Source organism: Paenibacillus hunanensis, from assembly GCF_034055775.1.
Lineage (GTDB): Bacteria > Bacillota > Bacilli > Paenibacillales > Paenibacillaceae > Saccharibacillus > Saccharibacillus hunanensis.
Map to the genome: position 1 here is coordinate 1,053,399 of NZ_CP139194.1, position 13,338 is coordinate 1,066,736.

Sequence of the window (13,338 nt, forward strand, 5' to 3'; positions counted from 1 at the left end):
TGTAGACGTACGTGAATTGAGATAGACTGTAAACGTGATTGCACAGGATGAACGGGAAGGAGAGCTTGCCCCTCATTCCATGCAGAGTACGGAAATGAAGCATACGATGCAGCCAGCATCGCTGGCACCATTTGCATAGACAAGGAGGATATTATGGGGAATACATCACAGCATAGCCGTGTAGGTATTATGGATATTGGCTCGAACTCCATTCGGCTGGTCATTTATGAGAATGGGGGCGGAATGGGCTACAAGGTGCTCAAGGAATGTCGGGAATCGGCGCGCTTGAGTGCGATTGTAACGCCAGAAGGAGAAATGCCGCTGGAATCGTTGCGTTTTATCGTACCTGTGCTGCGTCAGTTTGCTGAGGTAAGCCGAGCGTATGAAGTGAGTGAGATTCGTGCAGTAGCTACCGCAGCGATTCGGAATGCGACGAATGGTGAAGACGTTATTCAATATTTGAATGAACAGACGGGGCTGGATATTGAGCTACTGCCAGGTGAGATGGAAGGTCATTATGGATTTATCGGTGTCGTGAATCGAATCGATATTCGTGACGGCTATATTATTGATATCGGTGGTGGTAGTACCGAGATTACACTATTTCGCGATCGGACACGCATTTCCAGTGTATCATTCCCATTTGGTGCAGTGAATATGAACGTGCGTTTTGGCAAGCAGGAGGATGGGCGCTGGGACGAGAAGGCGGTAACAGAGCTGGAGCAACTTGTACTCAAGGCAGCGGAAAAGCATGACTGGATTAGCCGTAATCCGGGTCTACCCCTTGTCGGGTTAGGCGGTACGATTCGCGCTGTTGGTAAAATGCATCAGCGTAAACGCAAATATTCGATGGAGCAGATTCATCAGTACACCCTGCAATCCGAGGATGCAGATTATTACTACCAGCAATTGCCTTCGATGACCAATGAAGAGCGCAAGCGTGTAGCTGGCTTGAGCAAAAATCGGACGGATATTATCATACCCGGGATGATCATTTTGCGTACATTGTTTGGTTATATGCAATGCGATCATTATCTGATCAGTGGTACAGGCTTGCGGGATGGGCTGTTCTTTGAATGGGAGCGCGGACGCGAGCATGCGGTGCTGGACGATGTGCTGGAATACGAGCTGGAATCGGTGCTGGAGCTGGAGCCATTGCCGCGTCAGCGACATTTGCGTCAGGTCGCACAGCTGTCTGTGCAGCTCTACGAAAGTCTGGGCGAAGGTATGGACGACCGCTGGAATGTGAAGCTGCTGCGTACCGCTGCGATGCTGCATCAGATCGGGATGAAGGTAGGCTATCATGATTATGAGGAGCATACACGGTATCTGCTCACCACGCGTGCGCTGGCAGGCTTGAATCATCGGGAAACGGTGCTTGTTGCCTTTATCGCGATCTTCGGCAGTAAAGGGAAAATTAAGAAAAGACGCATTTCGGTGGAGTACGCGGATATTCTGCATCCGAAGGATGAGGAGCGCATTCGTCGCCTCGGTGCATTGCTACAGCTGGCTGCTGCTATGGATACGAGCGAGACGCAGCCTGTGGAGTCGCTGCTAGCCGTACGCAAAGGAAGAGACTTCGAGCTGACGATTCACTGTCGCACCGAAGCCTCTATGGAAGTTGCTGAAATTACGGAAGCTGTTAAAGATTTGGAGAAGGAGTGGGATGTCCGAGTGCGGCTGGTGGTACATACGGTTTCCACGAGCTAATATTCCACGCATGGAACTGACTGCGCAGCGGCGGTTCCCCATTTTTGAATAATTCATAATTACCGCTTGGCAACAATATTCTGGCCTTCACATTGTCCGCAAGGATCAGGTTCAGGATATTGAGCACAGCGGTTTTTGTGTTTTTATCGAACAGTGGACACATTAGCTCGACCCGGCGCGTTAGATTGCGGGTCATCCAGTCCGCGCTGGCAAGCCATACCTCTTGCTCGCCGCCATTATCAAAGGCGAAGATACGGGAATGCTCCAGATAACGGTCAACGATACTACGCACGCGAACATTTTCACTCAGTCCAGGTACACCCGGGCGCAGACAGCACACACCGCGCACGATCAGATCAATCTTCACGCCAGCCTGAGAAGCGACATACAGCTCATCGATAATCTGCTGGTTGGAGAGCGAGTTCATTTTGGCAATAATCCGTGCCGGCTTGCCATTGCGTGCATGATCAGCCTCGCGGCGAATGAGCGAGATGAACTTGTTCATCATCGTGCTTGGCGCAACTGCGACCGCCTGCCAATCATGACTTTCCGTATAGCCTGTAATATGATTGAACACCTCGGATGCATCCTCACCGATCTGCGGATTCACTGTCAGCAAGCCGACATCGGTGTACAGCCTTGCAGTGGAGGCATTGTAGTTACCTGTGCCCATATGGATATAGCGGCGAAGCGTATTACCTTCACGGCGCACGACGAGAATAACCTTAGCGTGCGTTTTAAGTCCGACCAGACCATAGACAACGTGGCAACCTGCTTTTTCCAGCATTTTCGCCCAGACGATATTACGTTCTTCATCAAAGCGTGCTTTTAGCTCCACGACTACCGTTACCTGCTTGCCTGATTCGGCAGCACGTGCGAGCGAGTGGATCAGGGAGGACTTGCCGCTCACACGGTACAGCGTCATTTTGATTGCCATGACATCGGGATCATCTGCTGCTTGCTCGATAAAGTCGCTAATCGCGTCAAACGATTCATACGGATGATACAGCAGCACATCACGCTCGCGAATGACGCTGAAAAAGTCCGTATCACTGCCTTCCGGGAACTCTGGAGCATAGCGCTGAATTTCAGGTGGATAGCGCAGTGAATCGCGTCCAGTAACCGAATCGGAGAAGCCTAACAGGAAGCCCAGATCCAGCGGCCCGTCAATCTCGTAGACGGCTTCACTTACATCGAATTCCTCTAGCAATTGAGCGAGTGCATACGGATGAAAGTCCTTTTGAATCTCCAGACGCACAGGCGCACTGCGTCTACGCTTACGAAGCTGGTTCTCGATCTCTTCCATCAGATCTTCTGCATCTTCCTCATTAATGTCGAGATCGGCATTACGAGTCAGACGGAAGGCATTTACCGCAATCGGTGTATATCCGCCAAATAAGGTCTGAATATGCTGACAGATCAGATCCTCGATTAAAATGTATTGCTGCTTTTTACTATTTTGACGATGCGGAAGTGCAACTGCACGCGGCAGATTGGAAGGAATCTGTACGATTGCAAAATAATACGCTTCGCCATCTTCCTGCTCTGTTGCTTTGAGATTCGGATGCTCCAGTACGACGGATAGATAGACACTCAGACCATGCACGAGCGGAAACGGACGGCTCTGGTCGACTGCCATCGGTGTCAATACTGGATAAATGACATCGTGATAGTACGTGTCCGCAGCCTTCTGCTGGGTAACACTCAGGTCATCATAATGAGTCAGGGTGATGCCCTGCTTACCGAGTAAACGAGAGAGCTCCCGATATGTACGGTATTGATGCGAGACCATCTTTTCTACGCGTTTTGTCAGGCGCTTGTATAAGCCGGCTGGTGTATAGCCGGTAAAATCCTTTTTGTTGTAGCCCGCTTTGATCTGATTACGGATACCAGCAACCCTTACGCTCATAAATTCATCGAGGTTGCGAGAAACGATACCGAGGAACTTGATGCGTTCCAGTAGTGGCGTATCCGATGCCTGTGCTTCCTCCATAACCCGGGTATTGAATTCAATCCAGCTAAGATCCCGGTTAATATACGTTGCTTGAGCTTGATGGTGTCCCTGTTTAGTTTCCATAATGCCTCCGGTCCTAGTGTTAGCGATCTCCTAACACGAGATTCAATGAAAAGTGATTTTTGCAAAGCAAAATATCTTACTTATTTAGTGTTAGCGTCCTCCTAACACGAGATTCAATAAAAAAGTGATTTTTGCGAAGCAAAATATCTTACCTAGCTAGTGTTAGCGATCTCCTAACACGAGATTCAATAAAAAAGTGATTTTTGCGAAGCAAAATATCTTACCTAGCTAGTGTTAGCGATCTCCTAACACGAGATTCAATAAAAAAGTGATTTTTGCGAAGCAAAATATCTTACCTAGCTAGTGTTAGCGATCTCCTAACACGGGGTTCAATAAAAAGTGATTTTTGCGAAGCAAAATATCTTACCTTATTTAAGCTTTTACTCCACGTTTGCTCGAACAGATACATTTTCCTATACCCCGCCAGCAACCGTGTCGAATGATGCAAAAATGTATCGTATATAGCCAGTATACCCATCTTTTGTTAACGCTGTGTAAAAAAAATGCGTCAACTTTCGTTCCATAACTGTGTTCCATCCATTTTAGCAATCGATCGCTTTTGGGTTCTGCCAAAGTTAAAGCTCCGAGTACGCAGCTCATAACCTTCCTCTTCCAGTGGAAGCATCTTCTTCCATTTCTGAACTGTATACGCTGGATAGCCGGGGCGGTGCATATCGATTAAGATTATATCCTTGTGTAGCATATTCAGGCATTCACCAAGAGTCATGGTCATACCCCTTCCATGTAAAGGATCGCTACAATATGCGATACGACGATAGTGTCGTCATGATTACGGCTATAGAAAGAGCCATCATACGCAAAATAAGTGGAAGTAGCGTGTAACTTATCATTACCCGCCTGTATATATTTTGAGCGATTAAATAGAAAATTGCAAAGCAAAATCATCCATTAAGGGAGCCAGTTGAAAGCACAATTAAGAGTGAGGGAAATGATGAAATGGGCTGAAAGGAAGTAGCTATTTACGAAGTGGATATAAGGTGGAGCGGCTTAGAACAGCATGAGTAGAGAGTACAAGAACGGAGCAGCAAATCACATAGCGGAAAAGAACAGGATAGAACAGAGTAAGAGGATATTGCGCTATCTAATCGATCGGCGAACCAATCTAACAATGAGAGAAAGCCGATGCATTAGCCACATCGATATACCGAATACCTGACCAGATCAACGTATACAAAAAGCCCCCACGACTCACCTGATTCTGGCTCATCGTAAGGGCACTTTTAGATTATAACTAGCTTCGAGACGTAGCTACATTTTGTATCGTACATACACAGCAGAGCTTGCACTACCTACTCCGCTTATTTGAAGCAATACGATTCAAACCATTATTCATCCGGCAAATTCAGTAAATGTCTGACCGTTGTCGTTGAGGTTACATTCATCCTCGGCAGATACATCGGATCATCACCTGGATGAACAAAGCCCGGTCGTACAGTAAATGCCATCCGATAGCCGTTGCGCTTCAGATCATACACCATTTGTGGATCGTATTCGCCATAAGGATAAGCGAAGTATGGCGTATTGATTCCCGTTTTACTTTTCATCAGATCGATATCATGGGTGAATCGCTTACTATCTTTACCTGCTGCATAATACTCGGCACACTGTACAAGCCGTTTGTAATGCAAATTGTAGGTGTGACTATGGTAAGCAAACACATCGCTGGTCGCTTTCATTTCCTGACGTGAAATGGTTGTTTTCGCTGTTGGAATGAACTTTTGCTTCTGATCGCTCAGCTTGGTACCAACGATGAAAATATTCGCTTTAAAGCCATACTTTTTCAGCACAGGATACGCGTACACGACATTGTTCTGGTAGCCATCGTCAAAGGTGAGCACGACGGTCTTTTCAGGCAATTGAATCTCGCCCTTCACGTACTGCTCCAGCTCCTTCAACGTTGCGGTATGGTAACCCTCGTCATGCAGGAATTTCATCCCCTGCTCAAAGGCTTCCAGATTAATGCGTGCATTGTTCGGCTCGACATTGTATTTTTCCGGTACCACATAATGGTACATTAGCACGGCAACATGACTCGCTTTGCCAGGGGGCGCTGTTTTTACACGTGGGGTAGAGGCAGAAGCCGCAGCGACATTAGAAGCATCCTCGGGCACTTCACCGTTTAATGTTTTGAACAGATCGTCGGTCATATCGTAGGTAGCTCGGCATGTCTCATAGGAGAAGGCAGAGGCATGCGGATATTTCATACTCAATATATAAAAGGTAATAACAAAGGCGATCGCGATATAGAGCATGATGATAATCATATTACGGATGCGTCTTAGCTGCATATCTTCATAGGCTCCTTTACATACAGGTTGAGATCGAAGGAATGGAATACATGTGTTATTCCATCATGATGGTAATTCTTCACGGTAAACCAATTGACTTATGTATAACATCGGACACTTTTGACCAAAATATTATGTTACTAAAGAATCATATGACTGCATAGGGCTGTGTTCCTGATACCGGAACATACAAAAAGCCAGCCTGCACAGGCATGAATTGCATCTCCATTCGTATTCGGTATAGTCTACCGATGGGAAGGGAGTTTAGCAGTGCAGGCTGACTTTCGTGTGCTATTTTTGGATAGAGTAATCTTCCTTATAGATTACAATCGTGTCGTTGAAGATCGTATCTGCCGAGAAGAGCGCTATTGGACTCGGCGAGAGAATGATCAGCTATAGTCAGAGTAGACAAGACCACGGTATCATTCTGAATTCATACTTGTCTGGGTAGCTATACAGCTATACGCTATCTATTCAGTCCGTGATGGAGTAATTCAACGATCAGATGAGCTACCAATCGATTAGAACATCACGGTATCTTTATACCACGATTCTGGTACAGGCTGACTCAATGTCCACATCGCAGCGATCTGCCCATTATCGACTCGGAATAGCTGGATAACCGCCTGTCCACGATCATTGGTGTTGTTTTGCATATGACTGTGTACCAGCACCAGATTGCCTTCAGCAATGGTGTTTACCAGCGTTGCCTTACTGTCCGTATTGGCGCGGAACTCGGTCAAATAGTGACTCACCAGCGCGCTACGTCCATTTTGAATACCTGAACCGTATTGCTCCACATTCTCATTAACCGCTTCATTGGCAATATCCGTATTATGCTGCACAAAGAATGTATTGAAGAAATTATCTACAAAGCTTGCATTAGCAGCAACGGTTGCACGATCTGTAGCTGCCAGCTCGGCTTTGGCAGACAGCGTTGGCAGCTTGTCTGGTGTGAATACTTTTGCTGGATCATCTGTACTTTGCTGTACATTCCAGTGCTCGGCAATCTGGTTATCGCTAATACGATAAATATCGACGTAGAGTGCTGTTTTCGCATTAGAGCTGGTTGAACTTGTTGTAGTGGTGCTGGCAGCATCGGTACTTGCTTCGCTGCTAGCTTCAGCACTTGTAGAATCAGATGGCTTGGTAGGAGTGGCGTCAACTGGAACATTGCTAAACACAGCTACCAGATCACCCTGTCCGATCATACCTGTGATATTCGCCTTATAATCCGGGTAACGCTTGAAAATATCTTCATAAAACGTAGAGAATTGTTCTCTGCCACTCTGCATGTACGGATTATGCTCGGTATAGTTTTCTGCTACATATTGATTGACTTTATCCAGCTGATGTCCATTGAGAACATCATTATATAGGCCGAGTACAAGCTGTTTATTGGCAGTAATTTTGGCTTCCTCAGCCGTTGGTGTGCCTTGCGCTGGCGTGGTTGTCTCGCCACCCGGTGCAGTATTGCCTGAGTTTTCCGTGGTGTCCGGTGTGGTTGTAGCTGGAGGTTGACTGGAATTACCTGTGCAGGCAGAGAGAACGGTCATTAGCATCAGACTTGCAAGTAAAAGACTGTATTTTTTCATCATAAGCATGCTCCTTTGGATACGATAGTTTGAAATACGGCGGCATTCATTGTTTGCCTGTTAGCAGTGGAGCTTCACCTTCTTTCGGTTATATAACCATATTGTACAATCGTGAATGCACACCGTATAGCGACGGTCAGCCCGTTTCTGATTGGGCAATCAATGTCAAGTGGTTCTCTGTCATCAAGTGGCGACAAGGCTGTCATATCGTCACCATGGAACGCGGACTAACTCTAATCCGTGGTTGTCATGTACTATGCGCTCTTATCTATAAAGACGATTAGGTCAGGGCAGAGGTTGCAAGATGAAAAGGGTAAGCGAGCACGTAAAAAATGCTGTTGAACTCGTTCAGCATTAGGTATCATCTACAACGCCAACGCCAACGCCAACGCCAACGCCAACGCCAACGCCAACGCCAACAAAAAACAGTCATCGTCCGCGGCTAGAGATGTAGCACATCGGTCAATGACTGTTTTCGTTTGAATCCACTCACAGGGGTATCGATTCAGCGGCGCATGAAGATGAATTTTTGTCCCAGAATACCAATCGCACATAGCCCCAGACTGATCCACGGGGAGATGATGACGACAGGCATAATACGACGTAAGTAGTTGCCCACTACAATAATAGCGACCAGAATGATCAAATACGTAATCACCGACCGCATATTAATCTGCATTCGCGGACGATCCAGATCGCTTTTCTCGACAGGCTGATTGGCTACACGCATGACGAGTTCAACGAGTACAATCGCTCCTACAGCAACAAGCACCAGGGTGGACAGGCTAATCTCGCCTACGACACCTGTACCGCTAATACTAATTTTGAAAAAGCCTGCTAGCGCTTGCAATAAAAACACCCAGGTGAGCGCCACCCAGACGATCATCAGATAATACATCGGCTTGCTAAGCTGTCTGCGTTCTGGCAAATTCTCGATGAGCTGTCCAGCATACGAGTCCGAATCCTTGGCAAATAATTGCTCAGCCGACTGGCCGCGCTGTTGAGCGTCCAGCAGATGCTGCCCCATCTCCAGCAGTAGCTCCTCGCCAGATTGACGCTCGATACGAGCATCGCGCACATGCACGATCACATCGTCATAATAGCTCAGATTTTCTTGATTAAGCTGGTCACGGATTACATTAATATCCCGTACCAGATGACGTACTGTACTCATCGTCATTTCCCCTTTCGCATTGGTGTCGGTATGAAGACATACGTGCCAGGCAACATACTCGTAATCCGGTCATTAAAGTATATCTACTTGCTTATTACCCAGCTCTGCTGCACTTGGATAGCCAGCTAACTCGGGCAGAGTAAGCAGGACAATAGCACGAGAAATAGACTCTACTGCACATCTATCGGAAATTCCTATTTTGACACACTTTCATCAGATTGACAATTGCTCGGAGGCAGTGATACTATAAGTTTATTATAATACTCACTAAACTTATCGGAATTATTTAAATTTAAATAGACATGTCGTTTATATACGTTATTATGCTCCATCATACATCGTTAGCATGCAGGAGCAAAGTCCCAGAATAGCTGGCAACACATCGGCATCGCTTAACACGGGAATACAGGATATACATTGTACAAAAATCATGCCTTTTAAGGAGGAGTTCATTATGGAACGCAATATTACGATTCGTCATCATGAGGTTGATCTGGCTGCGAGCATACATTATCCGGTTGCAGACCATAAGCCGGAAGGCAAAGGAAAGGGTCGAACTCCACTGATTGTCATCTGTCATGGATTTGTTGGCAACCGGATCGGTACAGATCGCCTATTTGTCAAAAGTGCACGTAAGCTCGCTAACGAAGGCTATATGGTCGTACGCTTCGATTATGCAGGCTGTGGAGAGAGCACAGGCGAATACGGTCAACAGGGACTGGAATCGATGGTCGAGCAGACGCGTACGATTTTGGATTATGTGATGAACTGCAATGATATTGATCCGACTCGTGTGACGCTGCTGGGGCATAGTCTGGGCGGTGCGGTGGCTATTTTGACGGCGGTACGTGATCGCCGTGTGAATCATCTGGTGCTGTGGTCGCCGGTTGGTCATCCATTTAATGATATCGTCAAAATTGTCGGTAGAGAAACGTATGATCAGGCGGTATTGGAGGGCGAGGCTGATTATCTGGGATATGGCTTTGCGCCAGAGTATTTCGAATCGCTTGGTCATTTTCAGCCATTTCAGGAGGTGCGCCGCTTTCAGGGCGATGTGCTCGTCATTCATGGAACAGGCGATGATGTGATTCCGGTCGACTATGCCTTTTTGTATCAAAAGGAGCTATGGACACGTAGCGAGGGTCGCTGTGATAAAGAAATTATTTTCCAGGCGGATCATACGTATTCGTCAGGCCCGCATCGCCGCGAGCTGCTGGAGCATACATGCACATGGCTATCGGAGCGCTCGGCTGCACAGACGCAGTGGCAGCACTGGATGATCTAGTATTTATAAATTAATCGCAGAGGCAATCCAGCAGCAAGGACTTTGCCAAAGCGCGATAGCCGTGGTATGGTAAGAAAACAGGGCGGCAGCATCGATCGATATCGATTGGTGGTTGCCTCTGTAATGCATACATCTGTGCTACATGTATATTCCATCTATATACAATACAGCTGTGTGCAGAGTTATACTGTAATATAACTTGAAATTAAATACTCATCTTGAACCGACAATGCAGGATAAGCTTACAAGTGGCATTGTACGGTAGCAATTTCACTAGGGGAGCCTTGATGGCTGAGACGAATGCGATATTCGGACCCTTGGAACCTGATCTGGATCATACCAGCGGAGGGAAGTGGAAGACGACTATTCATTCAAACATATGGAGCAGACTCATCATGATGAGTGCTGTTTTATAGATAAATGGACGAATACGACCCACCTTTCTCTTTTGGGAGATCGGTGGGTTTTTTGTTGTGCATCGAAGCATCATACAAGGCTAGAAATGACATCGGGAGGCGAAAGGAATGTCCATTTTACAACAGGTACGGAATAGGAATCCACTCGTTCACAATATTACGAATGTGGTGGTGACGAACTTTACAGCGAATGGATTGCTGGCGCTGGGAGCATCCCCTTTTATGGCGTATGCGCATGAAGAGGTGGCAGATGTGGCGGCGATGGCGGGAGCAGTTATGCTGAATATCGGCACACTTGATCCGTATACCGTGCAATCGATCAAGCTGGCAGGGCAGGCGGCGAATCGTGCTGGAGTGCCTGTTGTCTTCGATCCAGTCGGTGCGGGAGCAACGGCGTATCGTACCGCTACGGCGCTGGAGATTGTGGCTGAGGTGAAGGTCGATATCATACGAGGCAATGTAGCGGAAGTTGCTCATGTGATCGGCGAGAATTGGCAGATCAAGGGCGTGGATGCTGGCGGCGGAGCGGGTGATCGGAAGGAGCTTGCCCTGCGCGCGGCGCGTAAGCTGGGCTGTATCGTTATCATCACAGGCGAACAGGATATCATTACCGATGGCACGCAGCTGAACACGGTAACGAATGGTCATGTACTGCTGACCCGTGTGACTGGAACGGGCTGTCTACTCAGCTCGGTCGTCGCTGCATTTGCTGCGGTTGTACAGGGTGCCGAGCGGCGTCTGGAAGCAGTTACTGAGGCTGTAGCATGTTATGGACTGGCCGCCGAACTAGCCGCGGTTGATGCGGGTGGACAGGGAACAGGTAGCTTTCAAACTGCATTTTTGAACCGTTTATCCACGATTACACCGGAGCAGGTGAACGAGCATTGTCGTATTCAGCGTCATATCTATCCAGCACATGAAACGAAGCATTGAATGGCTATACCGGGGAACGTCTCCAATCCATCCACGATAGCAAAGGAGCAGAAAAGAATGCATATTCCACAAGCATTAACGATTGCCGGTTCAGATAGTGGCGGCGGAGCAGGGATTCAAGCCGATTTAAAAACATTTCAGGAGCTGGGCGTGTACGGCATGTCGGTCATTACAGCAATTACCGCACAAAATACGGCCGGTGTACAGGGCGTCTATCCGATCGAGCTAGAAGGTGTCGTGACCCAGCTACATTCGATTGGCGACGATCTTCAACCTGCCGCGATCAAAACAGGCATGCTGTTCAGCGCAGATATTATTCATGAAGTCGCTGTCGCAGTGCGGCAGTATCAATGGAACACATTAGTCATTGATCCCGTTATGGTAGCGAAAGGTGGCTCTGTGCTGCTACAACAGCAGGCGATCCAGGTATTAATTCGAGAGTTACTACCGCTAGCGGCAGTCATTACGCCTAATGTGCCAGAAGCCGAGCTATTAACAGGGAGTACGATCCACACGCTGAAGGAACGCGAGCAAGCGGCACGCCAGCTGGTGCAAATGGGCGCACGCGCCGCTGTAATCAAAGGGGGGCACGATACATCTACACCACAGGCTGTGGATGTGCTGTTCGATGGCAAGCAGTTTCATTATGTAGAATATCCGCGTGTAGATACGCCACACACGCATGGGACGGGCTGTACCTATTCGGCAGCGATGACCGCTGAGCTGGCGAAAGGCAACGGATTATTGCAAGCTGTACAAACTGCCAAAGCATTCGTGCATGCAGCGATTGAGGACGGACTTGGGATTGGCTCGGTGCATGGGCCAACGAATCATTTTGCATATCGACAAAGGAGGGCTGTGCGATGAACTCGTCCCTATTTTTCGATGGAGCTAATCGCTATCGTTCATCCACCCATGACAATGAGCAGCGTGCGACTGATGCTGACCGTCCTGATGTGCAGTCAGATATACAGTCAAAAACACAGGCGGATCGCATCGATCTGGCTAGCGGCGATTCGGCTCACGATCATAAAGCTACAGGTTCGCTACTGCCTGCTACTGACACAGCGGCGCGCATCGATTGGATTCGCGCGCGCATGCCGCTGTATCTTGTGATGGGCAGTGTGAATTGCCGCCAAGCCCCCGAGCAGGTGCTGGAGCAGGCAATCGCTGGCGGCATTACCCTATTTCAATATCGGGAAAAGGGGAAGCAAGCATTGCGCGGTCAGGAGTATGTGGAGCTGGCACGTCGCTTGCAGGATATTTGCCGCAAGTATCAGATTCCTTTTATCGTTAATGATGATCTGGAGCTGGCGCTGGAGTTGGATGCGGACGGAGTACATGTCGGACAAAATGATCAGCCCGCAGAATGGATACGCCAGCGTCTTGGCCCTAACAAAATTGTCGGTGTCTCTGCCCATTCGCTCAAAGAAGCGAGCCGTGCTATCGCCGCTGGTGCGGATTATCTCGGTATCGGGCCTATTTACCCGACAAGCTCCAAGGACGATGCCGAGCCTGTACGTGGTACCGAAGTGATCCAACAGGTGCGCCGCTCGGGTCTGACGATTCCGCTGGTGGGCATTGGGGGAATCCATGAGCATAATGCTGCCCCGGTAATACAAGATGGTGCAGACGGCGTAGCAGTCATCTCGGCTATTACAGCGGCAGCTGCACCTACGGAGGCGGCAAAGCATTTAAAAAAAGTAATTGCCCAGCGATTGTAGTTGCACTTCTGAAAAGCACCCTTACAATACTCGGTTGAAGGTTGCTCTTTACTTGTACAGGCTCCTTTCGGAATTGAAATGGTTACTCATTAGCGCTTCATTTGAGTTGCTATGT

Annotated in this window: 9 protein-coding genes and 1 riboswitch; of the genes, 5 read left to right on the forward strand and 4 right to left on the reverse strand. The window is 48.0% G+C overall.

Annotated features, from left to right (window positions below; genetic code table 11):
• Nucleotides 1-153 precede the first annotated feature (153 nt).
• Nucleotides 154-1,710 (forward strand): Ppx/GppA phosphatase family protein, encoded by a 1,557-nt coding sequence (locus SK066_RS04170; RefSeq protein ID WP_188778243.1) that lies wholly within the window; start codon nucleotides 154-156, stop codon nucleotides 1,708-1,710.
• Here the strand turns inward: SK066_RS04170 and ppk1 are convergent.
• The 4 genes from ppk1 to SK066_RS04190 form a co-directional block, all read right to left on the reverse strand.
• A complete protein-coding gene (gene ppk1, locus SK066_RS04175) occupies nucleotides 1,643-3,787 on the reverse strand; it encodes a polyphosphate kinase 1 (protein WP_250345545.1) in 2,145 nt (714 codons plus the stop codon). The two genes, SK066_RS04170 and ppk1, sit on opposite strands and share 68 nt — an antisense overlap.
• A 1,346-nt stretch (nucleotides 3,788-5,133) precedes the next feature.
• The gene (locus tag SK066_RS04180) at nucleotides 5,134-6,096 is read right to left on the reverse strand and encodes a polysaccharide deacetylase family protein (RefSeq protein ID WP_320543756.1); all 963 of its coding nucleotides are present in this window, start codon (nucleotides 6,094-6,096) and stop codon (nucleotides 5,134-5,136) included.
• A 521-nt stretch (nucleotides 6,097-6,617) separates the two neighbouring features.
• On the reverse strand, nucleotides 6,618-7,694 hold the full coding sequence (locus SK066_RS04185) for a nuclear transport factor 2 family protein (protein WP_320543757.1): 1,077 nt from the start codon (nucleotides 7,692-7,694) through the stop codon (nucleotides 6,618-6,620).
• A gap of 502 nt (nucleotides 7,695-8,196) precedes the next feature.
• The gene (locus SK066_RS04190) at nucleotides 8,197-8,865 is read right to left on the reverse strand and encodes a DUF1129 family protein (protein ID WP_320543758.1); all 669 of its coding nucleotides are present in this window, start codon (nucleotides 8,863-8,865) and stop codon (nucleotides 8,197-8,199) included.
• A gap of 454 nt (nucleotides 8,866-9,319) precedes the next feature.
• Here SK066_RS04190 and SK066_RS04195 point away from each other — a divergent pair, with 454 nt between their 5' ends.
• From SK066_RS04195 to thiE, 4 genes are all read left to right on the forward strand, one after another.
• Nucleotides 9,320-10,150: an alpha/beta hydrolase gene (locus SK066_RS04195; protein WP_188778255.1), complete on the forward strand. Its 831-nt coding sequence runs from the start codon at nucleotides 9,320-9,322 to the stop codon at nucleotides 10,148-10,150.
• Nucleotides 10,151-10,415: 265 nt separating this feature from the next.
• Nucleotides 10,416-10,518, forward strand: a riboswitch (TPP riboswitch).
• A gap of 156 nt (nucleotides 10,519-10,674) precedes the next feature.
• Nucleotides 10,675-11,499: a hydroxyethylthiazole kinase gene (thiM, locus tag SK066_RS04200; protein ID WP_320543759.1), complete on the forward strand. Its 825-nt coding sequence runs from the start codon at nucleotides 10,675-10,677 to the stop codon at nucleotides 11,497-11,499.
• A gap of 57 nt (nucleotides 11,500-11,556) precedes the next feature.
• Nucleotides 11,557-12,366 carry a bifunctional hydroxymethylpyrimidine kinase/phosphomethylpyrimidine kinase gene (gene thiD / locus SK066_RS04205; RefSeq protein WP_320543760.1) on the forward strand — a complete coding sequence of 270 codons (810 nt, stop codon included), beginning with the start codon at nucleotides 11,557-11,559 and terminating at the stop codon, nucleotides 12,364-12,366.
• Nucleotides 12,363-13,223, forward strand: coding sequence for a thiamine phosphate synthase (gene thiE / locus SK066_RS04210; RefSeq protein ID WP_320543761.1), 861 nt, complete (start codon nucleotides 12,363-12,365; stop codon nucleotides 13,221-13,223). The genes thiD and thiE overlap by 4 nt, the downstream gene beginning before the upstream one ends.
• The last annotated feature ends 115 nt before the right edge of the window (nucleotides 13,224-13,338 follow it).